Raw genomic sequence first — 22,271 nt, 5'->3', positions numbered from 1 at the left:
GGCACTGATATTAGGTTTAGTAGCGACATCATTAATAATTTAGCGCCCAAACAACAACCCAGCCCTTAGCACAACAAGGCGGTAAGTAACGTCCCTACGCCTCATTAAATTCAAGTCAGGGCGCTAGTGCGCAATAATAGGAGTAACAGCCAAGTACTTGATATTAAAGTACAGCGCAAATAAAAAGAGAACCACCCTAATACCAACAAATGCACAAACTTGTAAAAATTCTGATTTCACCACGTTTTTAGAAACTTATTCATAGCGACACCATCTTTAAAAGTTTTTTTTCCTAATCAACAATCACTTTGCTCAATGTGCAGTAAATGCCTTTTTTAATACAATTAGAACTCATCAGCCATGTTGACTATCTTTAATGGCTTGTTTAGAACAACTTCTTAAATAATACTGGCAATACAAACAGCGTTAACAAGGTCGACGTTATCAACCCACCGACAACAACTGTGGCTAATGGGCGTTGAACCTCAGACCCAACACCCGAGGCCAATAACATTGGTATCAGCCCCAATGCGGATGTTAGTGCTGCCATTAACACGGGCCGTAATCGCGATAAGGCACCTTGAAATATTGCTTGGTTAACTTCTCTCATACCCTGCAAACGCTGATTGATTTCGCTCACCATCACCACACCATTTAGTACTGCAATTCCAAACAACGCAATAAAGCCTATCGAATCTGGTACCGACAAGTACTGCCCTGTTATAAACAGCGCGGCAATGCCCCCAATCAATGCTAACGATACGTTAAGCATGATCAATATGGCCTGACCAATGGAGTTAAATGCAAAATATAGCAGTAAAAAGATCAAGCCTAGCGAAGTAGGAACGATTAGTACGCATCACCACCAGCACAATGCTGGCATTACCGATCATTAAACGTTAGGAGGCCTTAATTGGGTTTGGGGCACAAATGAAATGAAGTGCTCCGGGGAGTGTAAGTAAACAATAAGAGGTTTTTCGTTAATCAAGAAATTAAGTTCACTGAACAAGCCCACCAAATGAGCCGATATGTGGCCACAGTGATCCGTCACTTGTTCAGTATGCTCGTCCAGCATGACATTAACGTCTACTGTATGAGAAGCCTCACCGATAACGTGCTCATCAAATGCCCAAGCAGTGCTATACCCCAGGCTACACAGCACAAGGATTAAGACTAACAGTTTTCTTTGAAAAGGCATCTATACATTACATACTCAGTAAAACATACTTTACTCTAGCATGATTTAGATTATTAAATTCTGATATAAAGCATGAAGCTAACGCCAAGGTTGCTTTAAATCGTAAGGGCTAAATGAGTTCTCTCAAATAGCCCCAATAGCTTTTCCTAGTCTTTTATCCAACCTTGTAGCGCTGCAATAATGCCTTCAGCCTGAGCCGCACTTGAAATATTGAATTTTGATTTTTGCTGATATTCACCATTCCGTTTTTGGTAACGGCGAATAGTGTACTTATCAGGACCATATTCTTCTTTGGTACGGTTCCAGTCTTGATGCTTGTAAATGATCGTTGCCCACGCACCCTTGGAAAGTACTACTTTATCAAGTTCTTTTACTGTTTCAATCCCACCGTCGGTGTAACTCACGGTTAATTCTTCTACTGTTTCAGCCATGTTTTTTTTCCTATGTATGTGTTGCGACTAGCGACGTGATATTTCACCTTACTTGGCGTAATACGGCTCGTCATCAACGTGTATTGTCATCGAGTGGTCGCATTCTATCAATAAACTTACGATAGTTTTATTTTCTTAACCGTTTTCCACACACTCCCGTGGAAAACAGCTACCTGCCAACGAACAGCAATGAACAAACCTCAATATTAATAAAGTGTATAGCTCAGCAATCCTGTAACGTTAGGCTATCAGCAATACTCTCACCATAAGCAATCAGGTTATCCAATAATTCTTGCTGCTCTTCTGTCCATTCACCCTCGACAATCAGTTCATCCAATCTTTCAAAGTATGATGTTAAGGTTAATCGCCCATCATTGAGCTCGTTAGTTAGGCAGTTGTGGCGATATGTCTGTCGTTTGATTTTCTCTTCTTTAGTCAGTGTTTCTGGGTAATTTCTTGCTCTGTAGCGAAACAACATTTCACTTAATCGCTCATCATCAAATGCTAATTTCAATTCAGCGAGTTGGCCTTTTGGACATGTTCGGATTTGTTCCATATTTTTTGCGTCAATATGGCTAAAAAACCCACCACCATAGAGCATTAAGTCAGGATCAGTGGCTTTTTCAAATTCATTAATTGAAAACACCTTAGCCAACTTATCTTCAATCCCCGCTTTTAGAATTAGCTGCCGATTATCTTCACAGCGTAGCAAATCGATATTAAGTTTAGCCTTAACTTGATCCGTTAATGTCCCAAGCGGAGCCAACATGGGCGATTTATTAATATGGACCGTCTTAAGCGGTATCCTCTTTTGCCCGTCAGCTAGGTCTGCTGTTGGCGTATACAGTCGCTGGTAAATCTCGTCAGCAGATAACGTCACAAGCTCTGTTGGGTCAGCCGATAAATCAAACACGATGACGCCATTCTTATTTATTGGATGAGGTGCCAATGGTAGAACTATGGCTAAACAGTCTTGAGCTGCAGGGTATTTGCTGGAGACGTGAACAACGGGTTTTTTATGTATGAGATCAAGACTCTCTGCCGCTTTTCTCTTATTGCGTAAGCCAAAACCCCAATCATACAACTTGGGTTGTTTCTGCCTAATAAGCTTTGCTAATGCAATTGTCGCATATACATCTGACAATGCATCGTGCGCTGATTCATGCGAGATTTGATTGGCAAGAGTCAGCTCTTCAAGCTTGAAACTGGCTGAACCATCTTCTCTAGTGGGCCAGTTAATACCATCCGGTCTCAACGCATGAGTTAAACGAACAACATCGATTAAATCCCAACGTGTGTTGCCAGACTTCCATTCTCTGGCATAGGGGTCATAGAAATTTCTATATAAAAGATTTCTAGTAAACTCGTCATCAAACCGAATGCTGTTATAGCCTACAACACAGGTTTTTGGTGTGCTAAATTCACGGTGAACACGTTCAATAAAATCGCATTCTATTAGGCCTTTTTGGATAGCCAGTTGTGGTGAAATACCGGTAACCAAGCAGGCCTCAGGGTGAGGCAGAATATCATCGTGTAATTTGCAATAAAAAACATCAGGCTCTGCCACCTGGTTAAAATCCAAGTCTGTCCGTATACCTGCGAATTGAACGACCCGGTCTCTCGCTGAGTCGATACCAGTCGTTTCGTAGTCGTACCAATAATATGTTTCAGACAAAACTTACCAAAGTATATCTAAAGCCCTAAGCACATCGCTCCGACTGACCTGACCGACAAGGGCACCATCTTCATTAAGTACCGGATATCGCTTATACGATGATTTTAAAAACTTTTCGGCGATATCAACAACACTCGCCGTATCGGAAACCGTTTCCACGTCTTTAGTCATGTATTCTGACACTACACCACCCACCCAATCTTCATAGTAAGTAGATTGAAGTGCAACTTGAAGGCAATCCTTCTCAGACAAAATTCCAGCAAGTTGGCCTCTATCATCAACCACAGGTGCCCCTGATATTTTATGGGTATTTAAAAACTTAATCGCCTCAGAGATCTCCATTTCTGGCGAGAACGTCGTTAAATTTGTTGCCATATAATCTTTTATTAATACCGACTTAAACATACCTTCCCCTTAAATGTTTAAAGAACTTTCTTAGTTAAAAATATCAAGGTATTGAACGTTATGCAGCTTTCTTTTTTTCACACGTCTTCTTACTACAAAGCAGGCAATCGCCTTCCATACCATCCACGTCGTTCAAACCGCCACAACTACCTTTGATCTCTCTATTACTAAAAATAACACCCACAGCCATTGCAACAACAACCAATAAGAAAACCAAAAATGTGACTATAAATGTATTCATGATGAATGCTCCTCTGTCATTTTATGAAACATCGGCGTTGATACTTCTCTTATCTCATCGCCTTTTTTCACTAGGAATAATACGGCTAATTCATTTCTTATAGCCAAATCGTACCCTTTTTTATCACCCAACACCATAAAAGCTGTCGCCCAAGCGTCGGCCGTCATACTACTTTTCGACAATACAGTCACCGATGCCAAATCATGCTGTACTGGCTGCCCCGTAGTCGGGTCAATCGTATGAGAGAACCTAACTCCATCTTTTTCAAAAAAGTTTCTGTAATCACCCGATGTAGCAATCGCCACATCTGTGACTGAGATAACTCGATAAATAGACCTTGTCATTGAGTCTGGCTTTTCAACGGCAATTCGCCATTTAATACCTTGAGAGTTGACACCTTTAACTCTCATTTCTCCACCAATTTCGACCATATAATTCATATAGCCCTCTGACCCAAGAAACTCACTGAGTACATCTACGCCATAACCTTTCGCTATCGAAGAAAAGTCGATATAGGCACTTTCTTTAAGCTTTCTAACCTCATTAGTTTGTTTGTCATAAACGATATTCTTATAACCCACTTCAGATAATGCCGCTTCAATCTTCTGAAGGTCTGGTATATCTTCTTCCTTAAAGCTTGGCCCAAAACCCCAAAGGTTTACCAACGGCCCCACCGTGATATCGTAAGCGCCTTGCGTTATGTCACTAATCCTTTGCGCTTCCGCTAAAACCTTAATAAACTCAGCTGATTTTTTTTGTGCTTCAACACCGTGGTAAGCATTAAACCGAGACACTTCAGACGATTTAATGTAAGTCGAAAATAATTCATTTACTTGAATTAGTTTTGAATCTATTTCTTTCTTTAAACGTTCTTTACTGGTGTTTGAGTTCTCGTCAGCAATCGTGATGTGGTAGCTTGTACCCATCGTCTCGCCCGTCAATAAAACTGACGTAGCTCGTTGCGAATCGCAACCAGAGATTAAGGCGACAAATAGAAAAAAACCCGCTAAAAACATATAGTTTTTAACGGGTCGATTAATTAAGCTCAATTAGCCACCAAAGTCGTCAAGCATGATGTTTTCATCTTCAACACCAAGGTCTTGTAGCATTTTAATAACCGCTGCATTCATCATTGGAGGACCACACATGTAGAATTCGCAGTCTTCAGGTGCTGGGTGGTTTTTCAGATATTCTTCTAACAACACTTCATGAATAAATCCTGTTAAACCGTCCCAGTTGTCCTCTGGTTGTGGATCAGATAATGCCACATGCCAATCAAAGTTATCATTTTCTCTCGCAAGCATATCGAAATCTTCTACATAGAACATTTCTTTTAAGCTTCTTGAGCCATACCAAAAAGACATTTTGCGATCAGCCTTTAATCGGCGAAGCTGATCAAAGATATGTGAACGCATCGGCGCCATACCGGCACCACCACCAATAAAGACCATTTCAGCGCCTGTTTCTTTAGCGAAGAACTCACCATAAGGGCCTGAAATTGTTACCTCATCACCTGGTTTAAGATTAAAGATATAAGAAGACATTTTGCCTGGAGGCGTGCCTTCTTCAGAACGAGGAGGAGGAGAAGCAATACGAACGTTCAGCATAATAATCCCTTCTTCTTCAGGATAACTCGCCATTGAATACGCTCTTAAAACATCCTCGTCTACAACGGACTTATATTGCCAAATATTAAAGTGATCCCAATCACCTCGGTATTCTTCTTCAATATCAAAGTCCTTGTAATCAACCACATGAGGAGGACATTCGATCTGAATATAACCACCGGCTCTGAAACCAACGTCTTCACCTTCAGGCAATTCAAGAACGAGTTCTTTAATGAACGTAGCAACGTTATGATTAGACTTAACCTTACACTGCCACTTTTTAACGCCGAACACTTCTTCAGGAACAGTGATTTCCATGTCTTGCTTAACGGTTAGCTGACATGACAATCTTTCACCATCACGCTGTTGACCCTTATTAATATGCGTCCCTTCTGTTGGCAACATTGAGCCGCCACCTTCTTGAACACGTACTTTGCACTGACCACAAGTTCCACCACCGCCACAAGCCGAAGGGACAAATAACTGTGCATCTGCCAAAGCACCCAGCAATTTACTACCAACCGGCGCTTCAATTTCTTTTTCGCCGTTGATTAAAACCTTTACGTTACCGTGTGCAACTAATTTAGACTTTGCAGCCAAGATCACAACCACAAGTATCAGCACAATGGCTGTGAAAAACGTAATACCTAATCCAATTTCTAACATATTGAAACCCTACTTACAGTTGTATACCTGAGAAGGCCATAAAGCCCATTGCCATTAATCCTGCTGTGATAAAGGTTATCCCTAGACCACGAAGGCCATCCGGCACATCTGAGTACTTCAACTTCTCTCTAATCCCTGCAATAGCTGTAATTGCAAGCGCCCAGCCTAAGCCACTACCAAAACCAAATACGACACTTTCGCCGAAGTTATAATCTCGTTCTACCATAAATAACGAACCACCAAGGATGGCACAGTTAACGGTAATCAATGGCAAAAACACACCCAGCGCGTTGTACAACACAGGCGCATATTTATCTAATGCCATTTCTAGTATCTGCACGACTGCCGCGATAACACCGATATAACTGATGAGCCCTAAAAAGTTTAGGTCTACTTCAGGTAACCCAGCCCAAGCTAAGGCACCTTCCTTTAAAAGGTTATGGTAAATCAAATTATTAAGTGGCATCGTAAGGGTTTGCACCACAATAACGGCCACGCCTAAACCTAATGCGGTGGAAACCTTTTTTGATACCGCCAAAAAAGTACACATGCCTAGGAAGAAGGCAAGTGCTAGGTTTTCTACAAAAACCGCCCGAACAAATAAACTAATATACGCTTCCATTAAACTGCCTCCGTACCACTTACGTTATTAATCTTAAAATCTGCCACTTCAACCTGTGCTGGACGCCATGTACGAACACCCCAAATCAGCAGACCAATGATAAAGAAAGCACTTGGAGGTAGTAGCATTAAGCCATTCGGCACATACCAGCCACCATCGTTAACAGTCGAGAGAATCTCCACACCAAAAAGCTTGCCTGAGCCTAATAACTCACGGAATGTGCCAACGCTCATTAAGACCAATGCATAACCTAAACCGTTTCCGATCCCGTCTAAGAAACTAAGCCCTGGTGGGTTTTTCATTGCAAAGGCTTCCGCACGCCCCATCACGATACAGTTAGTGATAATCAGGCCAACAAATACTGAAAGCTGTTTACTTAAATCGTATACGTATGCTTTTAATACTTGATCAACCACAATAACCAACGATGCAATAATCGTCATTTGAACAATAATCCGAATCGCACTCGGCACGTGATTACGAATCATACTGATTGATAAGTTTGAAAACGCCGTTACTGATGTCAGAGCAAGTGACATCACCAATGCCGTACCAAGATTCGTTGTAACCGCCAGAGCCGAACAAACACCTAATACTTGAAGACCGATAGGGTTGTTATCAACTAACGGATCTAAAATGATTTTTTTAGTCTCATTACTCATTACTATGCTCCGTTTGCTTGAATCTTATTAAGGTACTTTTGATAACCGTTTGCACCCATCCAGTATTTCAGCATATTGCTTACTCCACGACTGGTTAACGTTGCGCCCGCTAAGCCATCAACTTGGAACTCCTCTCTAACATTGCCAGGTATCACGACACCCTTGACAACCTCAATGGCAACATCTCCATCAGCACCATAGATCTTCTTGCCTACCCAGATTTTCTTCCAGTTAGGGTTATCAACTTCACCCCCTAAACCCGGTGTCTCTGCGTGTTCGTAATAACTTAAACCGACAATTGTTTGGCCGTCACTTTCTACTGCAAGAAAGCCATACAATGTCGACCATAAGCCATAACCATTTACCGGCAAAATTAGTTGCTTAACAGTGTCACCTTCTTTAACTTGGTAAACAGGCATATATTTAGGGCGAGCTTTGATACTAGCAAAATCATCAGCCTTGATAATCTTCACGTTCAACGCAGGATCTTTCGCCGCTTTTCTATCGTCATACGTTGCCGCATCAAGCTCTATTGTGTATTCACCCGTTTCCAAATCAACTAATTTAATGTCAATTGTAGAGAACGCAGCTTCAATATCATCACCTTCTTGATATAAGCCCGCCACTTGCAAGATATTCTTTTTCTTATCCAGCTCCTTATTCAATATTTGTAGCGGCTTAAGCATAACTGCAGACACCGATACAAACACCGCACAAACCAAACACACTAAGGTCGCCATGATGAACGTTTTGATTTTACTATCGTTAGGTAAGGCCAAGAAATTTATTGCGCTACCCGCTTTAGCTTTTTCTTCATTAGGCATTTCTTCTCTCCCTTCTTTTGATGTTTGATTGAACAACAAAGTAGTCAATCAACGGTGCAAACATATTTGAAAACAGAATCGCTAACATCATGCCTTCTGGGAAAGCTGGGTTTACTACGCGAATGAGCACCACCATTAAGCCAATCAAGATGCCATATATCCATCTACCCGTATTAGTCATAGCAGCACTAACAGGGTCTGTTGCCATATAGACAGCACCGAAAGCAAAACCACCTAACACTGCATGCCAATACCATGGAGTTGCGAACATAGGGTTCGTATCACTACCAATAAAATTGAATAATGTACTGGTAACAACCATGCCGGCTAAAACACCCAACATAATTCGATACGAAGCAATGCGGGTATACAACAAGAAACTAGCACCGATTAAACACGCTAAGGTAGATGTTTCACCAATTGATCCTTGGATGGTTCCAACAAAGGCATCCATCCAAGTAATACCAGAAGCAGCAACCGCTGTAATACCACCAGCAGCAGCCATACTCAATGCAGTAGCACCACTAAAGCCATCAACCGCTGTCCAAATCGCATCTCCAGACATTTGAGCTGGATAAGCAAAAAACAAGAAGCAACGTCCCGTTAGCGCAGGGTTTAAAAAGTTTTTACCCGTTCCGCCGAACACCTCTTTACCAATCACCACACCAAACGAAATGCCTAAAGCAACCTGCCAAAGAGGAGTTGTTGCTGGCAAAATCAAAGAAAATAGCATTGATGTTACAAAGAAGCCTTCGTTAACCTCATGCCCACGGACAATGGCAAATAAAATTTCCCAAATACCACCAACCAGCAGAGTTACAAGGTAAATTGGCAAATAGTACATCGCCCCATGAACCATACAGGCAAAAATACTATCTGGGTTATAGCCCACTAAGTTTGTTACCAGACCACGCCATGAATCTAGCGACGTCATGTTCAATTCCGCCATCGCCACATTAGCCAAATGGCCGGTGTTCCACATAGCCATAATCACACAAGGCAATGCTGCTATAAATACGTAGGTCATGATGCGTTTCAAATCAATCGCATCTCTTACATGTGTCGTACCTGCCGTTACATCTTTTGGCGTATACAGAAACGTATCGACCATTTCATATAAAGCATAGTACTTTTCAAGACGCCCACCTTTTACGAACTGTGGGTGTATTGAATCTAAATAATTCCTTAAACGAGACATTAACCCTCCTTCTCAATGTGTGCCAAGTTGGCGCGTAACGCCATACCAAAATCATGTTTACCTGAATCGACGAATGAACATAAGGCTAAATCTTCTTCATCCAATTCTAATGCGCCAAGTGATTCAGCCGCATCTACATCATTCACAACCAATGCACGTAGCAATTGAGTCGGCAAAATATCCAATGGCATCACACCTTCAAATACGCCAATTGGAACAATGGCACGCGGACTTCCGTGTGCTGATGTATCCATCGCCATTTTTTGCTTACGATTAAAACTAGAAAACAACGCATTAGTGAAAGAGAATTTTTCACCCGCCGGGTTCAGCCAGCCTAGTAATTGACGTTCTCTACCTTCTTGGATAACAGACAGTTGAACGTGATAACGGCCTAAATATGACGCCCAGTGATTTGTTTTTCTGCCCGATAAAACTGAACCAGAGATAATACGAACGTTACCTGTCCCAATCTCTTTTCTTACTAGCTCTTCAGTATTAGCGCCTAACCTTGTTTTTATTAACCGAGGTTGGCTGACCAACGGACCCGCTAGCGAAATAACCCGCTCAACATTCAAAAACCCCGTCGTGAAAAGCTTACCTACCGCAATCACGTCTTGATAACCAATTGTCCAAGCAATTCTTTTTGCGCTAACCGGACTGATAAAGTGCATGTGTGTGCCGGACAAGCCTGCTGGATGCGGGCCTGAAAACTCAGTGACCTCAACCATATCGGGAACGGCGATATCCGCATCAACAGACTTACTGACGTAAACTTTTCCTTCCGTCAGGCAAGATATAACGGCTAAACCATTTTTAAACGCATCCGCGTCAGCTGCAATGACAACTCCAGGATCAGCCGCCAATGGATTAGTATCCATAACCGACACATGAATGGCCGCGGGCTTTGTCGCTGAAGCTGGAATCTTGCTGAATGGGCGCGTTCTAAACGCTGTCCATAACCCAGACTCTGTTAGGTTTTTAACAACATCTGAAGCATTAAGGCTAGCTAACGTATCAGATGGGTATCTTGAAAACTCAACCTGATCATCACCATCCAGCTCAATGACTACCGTACGTAACGCGCGCTTTGCACCTCGGTTGATGCTTTGAACGATACCACTAGCTGGTGACGTGAAGTTCACACCTTCCGTCTTTTTATCGGTAAATAAAGTCTGCCCCAGCTTCACACGATCGCCTTCCTTAACCATCATGGTCGGCTTCATGTCTATATAGTCTCTGCCAAAAATGGCAACGCTGGAAACCTGATTACCCTCTGAAATAACTTGGTCTGGAGCGCCCGTAATTGGCAAGTCCAAACCTTTCTTAATCTTAAAGTGATTCATTGATTAGGCTTCTTATTGAATTAAATTTATTTGTTTGAGCAGAGCATTTTTTATGCTTTTAGAAAGGCACTAAATTCTTTTTGATCTGTCGCCCAAAATTACTGGAAAAAATTACGTATAAAACTTTTGTGATTTTATCTCATGGCACCGCAACATTCAATCTCGTTCACTAATTCCTTATGCCAATTCCCTTAGAAAGCAGTCTTAAACTGATACCTAATAGGCAAATAATAAAGGTAATGATAACGGCAAAGCCTGAAAGCAAAGAAATATCAGACGTACCTAAGATACTAAAGCGAAACACATCGACCATATAAAGCACTGGGTTTAGTAACGATACCTTTTGCCAGAACGCGGGCAACAAGTCTATGGAATAAAAAACACCACCTAAATAAATCAATGGCGTCAGAACAAACGTTGGCACAATCGAAATATCATCAAAACTTTTTGCATAGACCGCATTAATAAAACCCGCGGCAGAAAACAAAATACCCGTTAACAAAAACACAATAACCATCATCACCGGATGAGCAATCTGCAAGTCCGTGAAAAATAGCGAAACGATGGTCACCAAGACACCAACAATTAACCCTCTTAACACGCCACCCGAAATATACCCCGTCAGAATCACCCAACCTGGCATGGGTGCAACCAACATTTCTTCAATATTATGCTGAAACTTTGACCCGTAAAAAGACGACACCACATTGGAATAAGCATTACTTATTACCGCCATCAAAATAAGGCCCGGGACAATAAAATCCATGTAATCATAGCCTTTCATTTGACCTATTTTTGATCCTATCAAGGTACCGAAAATAAGAAAGTAAAGCGTTGTAGAGATCATAGAAGGCAACAAGGTTTGCACCCAAATTCGTAAAAAACGCTTCACTTCTTTATAAGTGATCGTTTGCAGAGCAACCAAATATTCATTTCTAAACATCCGCCACCTCAATTTCTGACAGCAACTTAACAAACAGCTGTTCCAACCTATTGGACTCATTGCGGATACCCGTCACTTTAATTTTTAAACGACTCAGCTCATCAAATAAAGCATGTATACCTGCTTCCTTACGCACACTCACTTGCCAAGTTGTTTCATCGATTACTTCAATACTGCTACCTGTTATCAATGGGGTCTTTTCAACAGGGCACTCTAGGCTCAACACAAAAATCTCTTCGTGTGCTTTTTCAAGCAAGCCCTTCATATCCATGTTTTCAATAACTTCACCCTTATTAATGATCGCGATGTGCCTACACAAGCTTTCTGCTTCTTCTAAATAATGCGTTGTTAAAATAATGGTTGTTCCAGCGGCATTTATTTGCTTAAAAAACTGCCACATTGACCGCCTTATTTCAATATCCACACCCGCTGTTGGCTCATCTAATATTAACAATTTCGGCTCATGAACTAGGGCGCGAGCGATCATCAAGCGCCTTTTCATGCCGCCAGATAATTCCCTGGACGCTTCATTACGCTTATCCCAAAGCTCAAGTTGTTTTAAACAAATTTCAGCTCTTTCCAGTGCTTTTTTTCGCGGAATTCCGTAGTAACCTGCCTGCGACACCACAATATCAAATACGTTTTCAAACTGGTTAAAATTAAACTCTTGCGGCACCAAGCCAATGCATCGCTTAACCGCTTCTGGGTCTGTATCTAAATCGTGACCATAGACTTTAACCGAACCAGATGTTTTATTGACTAACGAAGCAACGATTCCAATAGTTGTTGACTTGCCAGCCCCGTTCGCACCTAATAAGGCAAAAAAATCTCCTTGCTTTACTTCAAGGTCAATACCTTTAACCGCATGAAATCCATTGCTATATCGTTTGTTTAACTGTTTTATTTCAAGTGCATTCATATTTAATGGTGGTTAATAAAAAGTTTAGCTTGGAAGCCATGTCAGCATAATTGACCGCGTAGTTTAACGTATAATGTGCCGAACTTTTAACCTTCACCAAACTATTAATAAGAATAATTATGTCTGATAAGCCTATAAAGAATGCCCTGTATTATCACCAGCACCCAAAACCCGGGAAGATAGAGGTCACACCCACTAAAGCACTGAGTAACCAAACCGACCTTGCTTTAGCATACAGCCCAGGCGTTGCAGAACCTTGTTTAGAAATAGCAAAAGACCCATCTACTGCTTCACTTTACACCGCACGTAGTAATCTAGTAGCCGTTATTACTAACGGTACTGCTGTATTGGGCTTAGGTGATATCGGTCCGCTCGCTTCAAAACCCGTGATGGAAGGTAAAGGCGTCCTATTCAAAAAATTTGGTGGTGTGGATGTTTTTGATATTGAAATTGACGAGAAAGACCCTGATAAATTTGTCGATATTGTCGCTAGCTTAGCACCAACATTCGGCGGCATTAACCTAGAAGACATCAAAGCACCCGAGTGCTTTTTTATAGAAAAGAAGCTTCGTGAAAGAATCGACATCCCTGTTTTTCACGACGACCAACACGGCACCGCTATTATCACTGCAGCAGCCATTCTAAACGGACTAAAAGTCGCCAAAAAAGACATTGCAGACGTTCGATTAGTGGCCTCTGGCGCTGGCGCGGCGGGCATTGCATGCTTGGATATGCTGTTAGAAATGGGATTAAAGCGAGAAAATATCCTTGTCAGCGATAGCAAAGGTATTATTCATGCCGGTAGAACTGAAGGCATGGATGAACGTAAACAACGATACGCAGCTAAAACCGACATACGAACTCTCGCTGAAGCCATCGTTGGTGCAGATATATTTTTAGGCGTTTCTCGCGCAGGCATGATGACCCAAGACATGGTTAAAAACATGGCTGCATCACCCATTATTTTTGCTCTTGCTAACCCTACGCCAGAAATCCTACCTGAGGAAATTAAAGCAGTAAGGGATGACGCCATTATTGCAACGGGGCGATCAGATTACCCAAACCAAGTTAATAATGTTTTGTGTTTTCCCTATATCTTTAGGGGCGCCCTTGATGTTGGCGCAACAACCATCAATGAAGAAATGAAACTTGCTTGTATCCGCGCACTATCTCAACTGGCGCAGAAAACCGTAAACGACGACAGTGATAGCTATGTTGGAAAAACACCTGTTTTTGGCCCAGAGTACTTAATACCTCGCCCTTTTGATCCAAATCTGATTATAGAAATCCCAATGGCTGTAGCAAAAGCGGCCATGGACAGTGGCATTGCCACCAAGCCTATTGAAGATTTCGACCAATATAGAGCTTCTCTCGAACGCTTCGTTTATCGCTCCGGCATGGTTATGAAGCCCATCTTTGAGCAAGCCAAGCTCACCCCAAAACGCGTAGTTTACGCGGAAGGTGAAAATGAACGAGTCCTTCGTGCGGTGGAGGAAGTTGTGAATTCACAATTAGCAAAACCGATTCTTGTCGGGCGTAAAAACGTTATTCTCGAACGCATAGAACGACTTGGCCTCAACCAGTCTATGCTTGATGACATTGAAGTCATCGAACCAGACAGCAACCCTTATTTTCGTGAGTGTGTACAAGAATATCACCAAGCAAAAGGTCGCAAAGGTGTCTCATTAACCTTAGCTCAAAACTACGTACGTACCAAAACAACCGTCTTAGCATCGTTGCTCGTTAAACTGGGTAAGGCAGACGCTATGATTTGCGGCATGGTCGGAAACTATCACCGACACCTTGGTCACATCACCGATATCTTAGATAAGAAAGCGGGCGTCGAAAAAGTCGCTGCGCTTAATGCTATCTCGCTACAAAAAGGCGTGTTCTTCTTCTGTGACACCATGGTAAATAGCAACCCAAGTACCGACGACCTCGTCGCTATGACCTTACAATCCGCCGACTACGTTAAACGTTTTGGGATTACACCTAAAGCGGCGTTACTGTCGCATTCAAACTTTGGCAGTGCAAAAGATGAAGGCGCAAACAAAATGGCAGATGCTGTTGGCATTCTTCATAAAAACCACCCTCAACTTGAAGTAGAAGGTGAAATTCAAGCTGACGCAGCTTTGATTGAAAACCTAAGAAAAGAAGTCATTAGCGACTCAAAAATGAGCGGTGAAGCCAACTTGTTCATTTTCCCTAATTTAGATGCCGCCAATATCTCATTTAATATGCTCCGCATCTTGAGTGATGGCGTCACTATTGGACCCATTTTACTTGGAATAGAAAAGCCCGTTCACGTTTTGAAACCTTTGGCCTCTGTCAGGCGAATTTTAAATATGACGGCTTTATGCTCCGTTGAACACAACTTATCGGAGTAAATAATGAATTCTAGCGCTCAAAATGTGAAGTAAGTCACATTAAGCACCCCTGCTTGTTAACTATAATTGACGCATGATTAACCAGACAACATCACTATGAACGTTGGGTCCATCAGTCAAAGCGCTTTATTAGGTATTAACAACGGCCTAAACCAAGCAAACAACGCTAGCCAAAAATTGGCTAGCAGCGAGCAGCTCAGTGGTGAGAAATCAGACAAAGAAACAACTCAGGATCTTTTAGCATTACAACAAGCCAAACAGCAAGTTCAAATGTCAGCTAGCGTCGCACAAACCGCCGGTGATGTTATCGGCAGTATAATTGACGTTAGAGCTTAGTTTTCATCCTCCGAGTCATTATTACGCCCAGTCATTACTAATAGCATTCCTTATGCTATGGCCTTTTTGTGCCGGCTTATTGTAAAATATGCGTTTTAACCTCATTTATAGGACAGTATTTTGGAAACAGAAAAGCAAAAGCTTAGCTACACCATGGGCCAACAAATTGGCAACGGCATTCAACAAGACAAGCTAGACGTCGAGACTGAGTCACTTGTTTTAGGCCTAACACACAGTTTAAATGGCGACCCTAGTCTTTTAAACCCTGCCGAAATGCAGGCCGTTATCGAAGCGTTCCAAAAAGAAATGCAAGAAAAAGCCAGTGAAGTAAAAGGTGGCAATGCCGACAAAGGAATTACGTTTCTAGAAGATAACCTAGCCAATGAAGGCGTGCAGGTTCTAGAAAGTGGTATGCAATATATCGTCATCAACCAAGGCAGCGGCGAAAAACCACAAGCAACCGATACTGTTGACGTGCATTATGAAGGCACTTTAATTAATGGCACTGTATTCGATAGCTCAATCAAACGAGGCGAACCAGCTACTTTCCCTGTTAATGGCGTCATTCAAGGCTGGCAAGAAGCCTTACAACTAATGGAAGTTGGCACTAAGTGGAAAGTATTCATTCCTTCCAACTTAGCCTATGGTGAACACGGTGCAGGCGGCGCAATTGGACCGAATGAAACATTGATTTTTGAAATGGAGCTATTAGCCATCAAATAGTATCAAAACTCCTTTCGTAAAAAAGCCGGTCATATGACCGGCTTTTTTATACTTGCTCGTTTTTAAATCCCTATGCTTCGTAGCGTTTCATTACCAACGTTGCATTTGTCCCACCAAAACCAAAGCTGTTTGACATAACTGTATTCAATGTCACGTTAGTTTGTTTTTCTTGAACGATGTTTACACCTTCAGCCGCTTCATCTAGGTTATCAATATTCGCTGATGCTGTAATGAAATTATCTTTCATCATTAACATGCAATATATAGCCTCTTGAACACCCGCCGCCCCTAAAGAGTGGCCAGATAATGACTTAGTTGATCCAATCGGGGGCGTATCATCACCAAATACCGCTTTCACCGCTTTTAGTTCCGCCATATCACCCACAGGTGTACTGGTGCCATGTGCATTAATGTAATCAATTGGCGTATCTACATTTTCCATCGCCATTTGCATGCAACGCGTTGCACCTTCGCCTGATGGTGCAACCATGTCATAGCCATCAGATGTTGCGCCATAGCCCACCAGTTCAGCATAAATTTTCGCACCACGCGCCAAGGCAACATCTAAGGCTTCAACGACAACCGCACCGCCGCCGCCAGCAATAACAAAACCATCTCGGTCTGCATCGTATGCACGAGAGGCTTGTTCAGGCGTGTCGTTACGCTTTTTAGATAATGCGCCCATCGCATCAAACATCATCGTTAATGACCAATGTTCTTCTTCTCCACCGCCTGCAAAAACGCGATCTTGCTTACCCAACTGAATAAGCTCCATTGCATTACCAATGCAATGCGAACTGGTCGCACAGGCCGAGGTAATTGAGTAGTTAACGCCTTTAATTTTATACGGCGTTGCAAGCCCAGCAGATACCGTGCTGCTCATTGTTCTAGGCACCATATAAGGGCCAACACGGCGAATACCTTTGTTCTCAAGAATGTTTAACGCATCATCAACGTTCTTTGTGGATGCACCACCAGAACCCATAATAAGGCCTGTTTTAGGGTTAGACACTTCGTCTTCTGTTAACCCTGCGTCATCAATCGCTTGTTGCATAGACACATAAGCATAGGCCGCAGCATCGCCCATAAAACGGCGGGCTTTGCGATCAATCAGCTCGTCTAAATTAATATCTGGAACACCAGCAACATGACTGCGAAAACCTTTTTCTTTGTATGCTTCAACAAAACTGATGCCCGATTTCCCCGCTTTAAGCGATTCAGCCACTGCATCCGCATCACTACCCAGTGATGAAACAATTCCCATACCCGTAATAACTACACGTCTCATATCAAATCCTTCTCTAAAAATTCTCTGTCGAGGTAAATAGCCCTACACGTAAATCTTTGGCTTCATAAATCACTTTTCCATCCACTTCCATGACAGCATCTGCAATGCCCATGACAAGTTTTCTCATAATAACCCGTTTCAAATCAATCTTATAAGTCACTTTTTTTGCCGTTGGCAGTACTTGACCCGTAAATTTCAAATCACCCACACCTAGTGCGCGACCACGGCCCAAACCGCCTTTCCAACCCAGAAAAAAACCAACCAACTGCCACATGGCATCTAAGCCCAAGCAACCTGGCATAACTGGATCACCCGGAAAATGACAATCGAAGAACCACAAATCTGGCGTAATATCTAATTCCGCAATGATTTGCCCTTTATCGCTTACGCCGCCATTTTCAGTAATCGACACAATTCTATCAATCATTAACATATTTGGCATTGGGAGCTGCGCATTACCAGGACCAAATAACTCACCCCTACCACAACTTAATAATTCTTCTCGATTATATGAATTCTGTCTACTAGTCTCTGTCAAAACAAGGCTTCCTTAAAGTTTAAGTGGGGCATACGCCGGATTTATAATGTCATATGATACTTGTTCTTGAGCATTTGAGCGAGCACCTTAAACACCCAGTAAATGCGCAACAATCATTAAAACGACACAATCAAACAAATACATTTTTAAAGCGTAAGACAAATTCCATTTAAAAATCTGCTGTCCAGACACGCCATACCGTCCATGCAACGCAAGATTGATACCCGATATCGGACTGGTTGACACACCTATCGCCCAAGACATTAAAAACATGATCGCTAATAAAGTCTGATTAGGCTCAACCGTGGCAATCCAGTGACCGATGACGGCAATACTGATGACAGGGTGAACACCTAAAACTGCTAGCAAAAACATAAACAACAAAATAGCTGACGCAACCAAACCATCAAAATGGTCAAAAGGAATGGCAATAGATAAGCCGTCGAGCGCCGCTGCCAAACCAGAACCTAACACACCGGCTATTAAAAAAAGTAACAACTCATTTTTCATCTGCGGCAGCTTATTCAGCGCGTAACCGGTAAAGTCACTACAACCTTCAGCCAATCCTTGCCGTATCAACAAAACAACAACGCTCATTAATAAAGAGCTCAACGCTATCAAAACCAACATATTGATGGCCGGAAATATATAATGTGCCGCACTAACAATAATCACCAAACCCACTGGCAACCACAGTGCTTCGAAGTGCATTGGGTAGCCGACAAAGTTATTAAGTGCTTCACTTTTATTCTTATTCGCTTCAAATAAGGTAATAAAAAAAGCTAGCGAAGCCATGCTCAGGCCCACTCCAAATACGACAGGCAGCGAAGCCTCAGAGGTAAAAACTAATGCCGCTGCAAAAGCTGCAAAAAATGGTGACCAATGTGCTCCCGAGGTGAAGGCTCTCGTTAACAGTTTTTGTTGGTTCATGGAAAGCTTTGCTTCTTTTACCAAACGGTCAGCCACCAATAAAACAGATGATATATTTATCACTGAACCAAAGAAATGCACACCTAGGTAGGTTCTAATAAATGCTTTTCTTCCCGTGGGTAATGGCTCAGTTTTTTCATCCACTGGTAACGCCACCAATTGTAAAAACTGCACACCAATCAACATAACAATCATTAATTGATTTGCCAATAGTGCGTTAACAATATGTGAAATTTCGCCTGTTTGCCACGCAACAACCCAGCTACTTATAGCCAGCAAACTAATCGTTAAAATTATTTTTTTCTGCCTTGCCGCTAAATCAAAAAATAAAATAATGCCTGCTAGCCACATAACCCCACCCTGAACCCAGGTAAGTGCAGCCGGCATAAAGGCACTAAAGACCGTTAATGCAAAACTAAGCAATAACAAAGGGCCGGCGGCCTTTTTAAAAAGGGACATTTAAGCCTGAGGGTTTTCTATGGCAATACGTAGTAACGTGGAAATTGTCCGATTATAAGGTGCGTCTTCGCCCATCTTTTCACAACCTCGAATCACCACACCACAAATCTCTTCAATTTCTAGGGGGCGCTGTTTTTCACGGTCAACCAACATCGATGGTTTTATTGAATCAAATGTAGAAATGAGTTCGAGCATTTCTTCAAGGTCATCACTCGTTAACTCGACACCATTGGCCTTAGCCGCTAAAACGGCTTCCTTCATGGCACCTCTTATCAAAGGCTTTAAATCTTCACGTGGCGTAGCTTCACCGGTTTCCATTTCCAACAGTGCGCACAACGGGTTGACACCGTTATTAATGATTAATTTACGCCAAAGTTCCTTATTAATATCAGCAGAAACCTCCGTTGGAATTTTCGCCGCATTAAAACAGTCCGCTATTAATTTAATTTTTTCACTGATAGCAACATCATTAGCTGGGTCATTGGGCCACAGACCTAAAATAACCTGCGCGGGGCCAATTGACTCAACAACACCTGGTTGAACAATATGCGCTCCAATTCGACGGGCAATACCGCCTAGAACTGAACCCTTAGGCAATATCGAGTTTAACTGCTGTTCGTTATCAACTCCGTTTTGCAAAGATAAAACAAACGGCGTGTCAGCTTTAGGAAACAGTTTGAGCCACGCCTCAAGTTGTTCCGAGAAAGCTTTTGTTTGCATACCTTTCAAGCAAACAATAATGACGTCCAGCTGATCTGGGTCCGTCTCCTTAAACCACCCATCAAGGCTCATCGCATTAACCGACTGTTTAAACACAAGCTCCGCGTGTTTAATTTCTAAACCGCGGGCTTGCATTGCTTGTAGGTGGGCTCCGCGTGCAACCAATGTCACATCGTGACCTGACTGAATCAGCCTAGCTGCATAGTAACAACCAATACCCCCAGCACCGATAACTGCGAACTTCACCCGTACGTTACCTAACGCTATTGATTGTCTTCTGCAAAAAAGTCCAATACCAATTCATTAAAACGGGCATTGTGTTCAATTTGCGTCCAATGGCCACAACAACCGAACATATGTAATTGCGAGTTTGGAATTAATTCAAACAACGTTTTTGACGTAATTGGTGGTACCACTAGGTCCTCACGGCCGTGAACCATCAATGTTTCGTGTTGAATCTTCTTGATCTCTTCAGGATCACTCGCCAGTGCTTCAACCCAGCGTTGACGCGGAGCAGGAAACATTTGACTAAATGATTCTTGGAAGCCAGGTTGGATACTCGCCTTATAACGAAGTTCCGCTAGCTCATCGCTCACCAAGCTACGGTCATAAGCAAATAAGTCCATCATTTTACGCATGTTAGCGACTGAAGGCTCATAACCCCACACTTCATCAAGCCCTTGCGTCAATTCAAAATCAACACCAGCGGCACCCATTAGAACAAGGCGATTAACACGTTCAGGGTGTTTGATTGCTAAGGCGATTGCTAAGCCACCACCGAAGGAATTGCCCACTAAATGAGCTTTTTCAATTTCAAGCGCATCCATTAAATCAATGGCGTGCTGCACCCAGTTTTCCATTGAATATTCATAATCATCAACCCGTTCAGTGAAACCAAAGCCAGCCATATCTGGAGCGATTACTCGATGATTTTCGGCCAATGCAGGAATAACTAAACGCCAGTTTGCCCACGCTGTCACGCCTGGGCCAGAGCCATGAATCATAAAAACAGGAGAGCCTTCGCCCACGTCATGGTAGTTGGTTTTAAAGGCACCTGTTTGGATGCTGTTTGCAATTTCTGGATTTGAACTCATGACTATCTCCTAAACGTTATTTTGTAAACCAAATTGATGGGCCAACATTTTATACGACTCTACACGCGGCTTAAAGGCATGAGTCACATTCACAATCATTAATTCATTCACTTTATACAACTCAGCGATTTGCTCCAGTCGTGATTGACACTGTTGCGGTGTCCCCGTCACCATTGTTGCTAAAGTTTCATCGTAATACGCTTGATCAGACAACGATAACTGCTTCTTTTTATCCATCACCTCTTCTGGCGTAAAGAGTGCGTCACGCGCGCCATGCCGAAAAGCTTGAACTTTCCAGTATGTATGACTACTAGCGATATATTCTGCTTCTTCTTTTGAGTCAGCGCAGATACCTGCAACAGCAATAATCGCCTCCGGCTTTTCAAGGCTACCTCCGCTCTTAAAAGCGTCTTTATAGCGTTGAATAATTTCAGGTGGCCTATCATGCGTGCCAATAAATAACGCTAAAACAAAACCAGCCCCAAGGACACCTGCTATCTCTGCACTGCCGTCACTAGAACCTAGCATCCAAACAGGGGTTGCGCCTACATCACTAGGTACAATGGTTGTCCTGCTATACGGGTGATCCGACGGTAAATCATTTTTTAAATAGCTGATTAAATCTTGCGTCTGACTTGGGTAGTATTCTGACGGTATCGTTTGTCTTGGCGCTGAAATCGCACTCGACGATATAGGATTTCCACCCGGTGCCCGACCTATACCCAAATCAATACGCCCTGGGTGAAAAGCCTCCAGCATTTTAAACGTTTCAGCCACTTTAAATGAACTATAGTGCGGTAACATGACTCCACCACTACCAACGCGGATTCGTTTGGTGGCATGCGCTACATTACTCACCATCATTTCTGGACAAGGGCTCGCATACCCCGGCGTATCATGATGTTCCGCTACCCAATATCGGTGATAACCCGCTTCATCACAGGCCTTTGCTAATTCAATTGTTGAGAATAACCCACTAGATTCTGGTTGGTTATCATGGACGGGTGATTGGTCTAAAACACTTAATTTTAAATTACTCATACGATCACTATTTTTACTTTG

General features: G+C 42.5%; 23 protein-coding genes. 3 read left to right on the top strand and 20 right to left on the bottom strand.

The window, feature by feature from the left end; all coding sequences use genetic code 11:
- Nucleotides 1-385 precede the first annotated feature (385 nt).
- The 14 genes from AB1Y31_02445 to AB1Y31_02380 all read right to left on the bottom strand — a co-directional run bounded on the left by AB1Y31_02445 (nt 386) and on the right by AB1Y31_02380 (nt 12,734).
- A complete protein-coding gene (locus AB1Y31_02445; protein MEW4982027.1) occupies nt 386-829 on the bottom strand; it encodes an efflux RND transporter permease subunit in 444 nt (147 codons plus the stop codon).
- Nucleotides 830-1,344: 515 nt separating this feature from the next.
- A complete protein-coding gene (locus tag AB1Y31_02440; protein ID MEW4982026.1) occupies nt 1,345-1,629 on the bottom strand; it encodes a hypothetical protein in 285 nt (94 codons plus the stop codon).
- Nucleotides 1,630-1,852: 223 nt separating this feature from the next.
- On the bottom strand, nt 1,853-3,304 hold the full coding sequence (sbcB, locus tag AB1Y31_02435; GenBank protein MEW4982025.1) for an exodeoxyribonuclease I: 1,452 nt from the start codon (nt 3,302-3,304) through the stop codon (nt 1,853-1,855).
- Nucleotides 3,305-3,307: 3 nt separating this feature from the next.
- A complete protein-coding gene (locus tag AB1Y31_02430; GenBank protein ID MEW4982024.1) occupies nt 3,308-3,709 on the bottom strand; it encodes a CBS domain-containing protein in 402 nt (133 codons plus the stop codon).
- Between the two features lie 58 nt (nt 3,710-3,767).
- A complete protein-coding gene (nqrM, locus tag AB1Y31_02425; protein ID MEW4982023.1) occupies nt 3,768-3,950 on the bottom strand; it encodes a (Na+)-NQR maturation NqrM in 183 nt (60 codons plus the stop codon).
- Entirely contained in the window at nt 3,947-4,999 is a 1,053-nt protein-coding gene (locus tag AB1Y31_02420; GenBank protein MEW4982022.1) for an FAD:protein FMN transferase, read from the bottom strand. The genes nqrM and AB1Y31_02420 overlap by 4 nt, the downstream gene beginning before the upstream one ends.
- A complete protein-coding gene (gene nqrF, locus AB1Y31_02415) occupies nt 5,000-6,223 on the bottom strand; it encodes an NADH:ubiquinone reductase (Na(+)-transporting) subunit F (GenBank protein ID MEW4982021.1) in 1,224 nt (407 codons plus the stop codon).
- A 13-nt stretch (nt 6,224-6,236) separates the two neighbouring features.
- Nucleotides 6,237-6,845 carry an NADH:ubiquinone reductase (Na(+)-transporting) subunit E gene (gene nqrE / locus AB1Y31_02410; protein MEW4982020.1) on the bottom strand — a complete coding sequence of 203 codons (609 nt, stop codon included), beginning with the start codon at nt 6,843-6,845 and terminating at the stop codon, nt 6,237-6,239.
- Nucleotides 6,845-7,507: an NADH:ubiquinone reductase (Na(+)-transporting) subunit D gene (locus AB1Y31_02405; GenBank protein ID MEW4982019.1), complete on the bottom strand. Its 663-nt coding sequence runs from the start codon at nt 7,505-7,507 to the stop codon at nt 6,845-6,847. Before AB1Y31_02405 ends, nqrE begins: the two co-directional genes overlap by 1 nt.
- A gap of 2 nt (nt 7,508-7,509) precedes the next feature.
- Entirely contained in the window at nt 7,510-8,331 is an 822-nt protein-coding gene (locus AB1Y31_02400; protein MEW4982018.1) for a Na(+)-translocating NADH-quinone reductase subunit C, read from the bottom strand.
- Nucleotides 8,324-9,529 carry an NADH:ubiquinone reductase (Na(+)-transporting) subunit B gene (locus AB1Y31_02395; GenBank protein MEW4982017.1) on the bottom strand — a complete coding sequence of 402 codons (1,206 nt, stop codon included), beginning with the start codon at nt 9,527-9,529 and terminating at the stop codon, nt 8,324-8,326. Before AB1Y31_02395 ends, AB1Y31_02400 begins: the two co-directional genes overlap by 8 nt.
- On the bottom strand, nt 9,529-10,872 hold the full coding sequence (locus AB1Y31_02390; GenBank protein ID MEW4982016.1) for a Na(+)-translocating NADH-quinone reductase subunit A: 1,344 nt from the start codon (nt 10,870-10,872) through the stop codon (nt 9,529-9,531). Before AB1Y31_02390 ends, AB1Y31_02395 begins: the two co-directional genes overlap by 1 nt.
- 169 nt (nt 10,873-11,041) lie before the next feature.
- A complete protein-coding gene (locus AB1Y31_02385; protein MEW4982015.1) occupies nt 11,042-11,815 on the bottom strand; it encodes an ABC transporter permease in 774 nt (257 codons plus the stop codon).
- A complete protein-coding gene (locus AB1Y31_02380; GenBank protein ID MEW4982014.1) occupies nt 11,808-12,734 on the bottom strand; it encodes an ABC transporter ATP-binding protein in 927 nt (308 codons plus the stop codon). The genes AB1Y31_02385 and AB1Y31_02380 overlap by 8 nt, the downstream gene beginning before the upstream one ends.
- A 119-nt stretch (nt 12,735-12,853) precedes the next feature.
- Between AB1Y31_02380 and AB1Y31_02375 the strand changes: the two genes are divergently transcribed.
- The 3 genes from AB1Y31_02375 (at nt 12,854) to AB1Y31_02365 (ending at nt 16,180) form a co-directional block, all read left to right on the top strand.
- Nucleotides 12,854-15,121, top strand: coding sequence for an NADP-dependent malic enzyme (locus AB1Y31_02375; GenBank protein ID MEW4982013.1), 2,268 nt, complete (start codon nt 12,854-12,856; stop codon nt 15,119-15,121).
- 96 nt (nt 15,122-15,217) lie between these two features.
- A complete protein-coding gene (locus AB1Y31_02370; GenBank protein ID MEW4982012.1) occupies nt 15,218-15,457 on the top strand; it encodes a hypothetical protein in 240 nt (79 codons plus the stop codon).
- 120 nt (nt 15,458-15,577) lie between these two features.
- A complete protein-coding gene (locus AB1Y31_02365; protein ID MEW4982011.1) occupies nt 15,578-16,180 on the top strand; it encodes an FKBP-type peptidyl-prolyl cis-trans isomerase in 603 nt (200 codons plus the stop codon).
- A gap of 70 nt (nt 16,181-16,250) precedes the next feature.
- Here the strand turns inward: AB1Y31_02365 and fabB are convergent, their stop codons facing one another.
- The 6 genes from fabB to AB1Y31_02335 form a co-directional block, all read right to left on the bottom strand.
- Complete coding sequence (gene fabB / locus AB1Y31_02360; GenBank protein ID MEW4982010.1) at nt 16,251-17,468, bottom strand: beta-ketoacyl-ACP synthase I; 1,218 nt, start codon at nt 17,466-17,468, stop codon at nt 16,251-16,253.
- Between the two features lie 13 nt (nt 17,469-17,481).
- Nucleotides 17,482-18,006, bottom strand: a complete 525-nt coding sequence (gene fabA, locus AB1Y31_02355; GenBank protein MEW4982009.1) for a 3-hydroxyacyl-[acyl-carrier-protein] dehydratase FabA — start codon at nt 18,004-18,006, stop codon at nt 17,482-17,484.
- 87 nt (nt 18,007-18,093) lie between these two features.
- The gene (locus tag AB1Y31_02350; protein MEW4982008.1) at nt 18,094-19,395 is read right to left on the bottom strand and encodes a hypothetical protein; all 1,302 of its coding nucleotides are present in this window, start codon (nt 19,393-19,395) and stop codon (nt 18,094-18,096) included.
- A complete protein-coding gene (locus tag AB1Y31_02345; protein ID MEW4982007.1) occupies nt 19,396-20,361 on the bottom strand; it encodes a 2-dehydropantoate 2-reductase in 966 nt (321 codons plus the stop codon).
- A 17-nt stretch (nt 20,362-20,378) separates the two neighbouring features.
- Nucleotides 20,379-21,209, bottom strand: coding sequence for an alpha/beta hydrolase (locus AB1Y31_02340; protein MEW4982006.1), 831 nt, complete (start codon nt 21,207-21,209; stop codon nt 20,379-20,381).
- Nucleotides 21,210-21,218: 9 nt separating this feature from the next.
- Nucleotides 21,219-22,250, bottom strand: coding sequence for an LLM class flavin-dependent oxidoreductase (locus tag AB1Y31_02335; protein ID MEW4982005.1), 1,032 nt, complete (start codon nt 22,248-22,250; stop codon nt 21,219-21,221).
- Nucleotides 22,251-22,271: the final 21 nt, after the last annotated feature.

This window comes from Cycloclasticus sp. (assembly GCA_040743155.1).
GTDB lineage: Bacteria > Pseudomonadota > Gammaproteobacteria > Methylococcales > Cycloclasticaceae > Cycloclasticus.
Note: the sequence above shows the minus strand (reverse complement) of the source record. Positions and strands in the feature narration are given on the sequence as shown.

What these genes read in the sequence shown, in the direction of transcription:
- AB1Y31_02400 (MEW4982018.1), bottom strand. Translation starts at nt 8,331, where the DNA reads ATGCCTAATGAAGAAAAAGCTAAAGCGGGTAGCGCAATAAATTTCTTG.
- AB1Y31_02335 (MEW4982005.1), bottom strand. Translation starts at nt 22,250, where the DNA reads ATGAGTAATTTAAAATTAAGTGTTTTAGACCAATCACCCGTCCATGAT.
- AB1Y31_02350 (MEW4982008.1), bottom strand. Translation starts at nt 19,395, where the DNA reads ATGTCCCTTTTTAAAAAGGCCGCCGGCCCTTTGTTATTGCTTAGTTTT.
- AB1Y31_02405 (MEW4982019.1), bottom strand. Translation starts at nt 7,507, where the DNA reads ATGAGTAATGAGACTAAAAAAATCATTTTAGATCCGTTAGTTGATAAC.
- AB1Y31_02385 (MEW4982015.1), bottom strand. Translation starts at nt 11,815, where the DNA reads ATGTTTAGAAATGAATATTTGGTTGCTCTGCAAACGATCACTTATAAA.
- nqrE (MEW4982020.1), bottom strand. Translation starts at nt 6,845, where the DNA reads ATGGAAGCGTATATTAGTTTATTTGTTCGGGCGGTTTTTGTAGAAAAC.
- AB1Y31_02390 (MEW4982016.1), bottom strand. Translation starts at nt 10,872, where the DNA reads ATGAATCACTTTAAGATTAAGAAAGGTTTGGACTTGCCAATTACGGGC.
- nqrM (MEW4982023.1), bottom strand. Translation starts at nt 3,950, where the DNA reads ATGAATACATTTATAGTCACATTTTTGGTTTTCTTATTGGTTGTTGTT.
- AB1Y31_02370 (MEW4982012.1), top strand. Translation starts at nt 15,218, where the DNA reads ATGAACGTTGGGTCCATCAGTCAAAGCGCTTTATTAGGTATTAACAAC.
- AB1Y31_02395 (MEW4982017.1), bottom strand. Translation starts at nt 9,529, where the DNA reads ATGTCTCGTTTAAGGAATTATTTAGATTCAATACACCCACAGTTCGTA.
- fabB (MEW4982010.1), bottom strand. Translation starts at nt 17,468, where the DNA reads ATGAGACGTGTAGTTATTACGGGTATGGGAATTGTTTCATCACTGGGT.
- AB1Y31_02440 (MEW4982026.1), bottom strand. Translation starts at nt 1,629, where the DNA reads ATGGCTGAAACAGTAGAAGAATTAACCGTGAGTTACACCGACGGTGGG.
- nqrF (MEW4982021.1), bottom strand. Translation starts at nt 6,223, where the DNA reads ATGTTAGAAATTGGATTAGGTATTACGTTTTTCACAGCCATTGTGCTG.
- AB1Y31_02430 (MEW4982024.1), bottom strand. Translation starts at nt 3,709, where the DNA reads ATGTTTAAGTCGGTATTAATAAAAGATTATATGGCAACAAATTTAACG.
- AB1Y31_02375 (MEW4982013.1), top strand. Translation starts at nt 12,854, where the DNA reads ATGTCTGATAAGCCTATAAAGAATGCCCTGTATTATCACCAGCACCCA.
- AB1Y31_02340 (MEW4982006.1), bottom strand. Translation starts at nt 21,209, where the DNA reads ATGAGTTCAAATCCAGAAATTGCAAACAGCATCCAAACAGGTGCCTTT.
- AB1Y31_02380 (MEW4982014.1), bottom strand. Translation starts at nt 12,734, where the DNA reads ATGAATGCACTTGAAATAAAACAGTTAAACAAACGATATAGCAATGGA.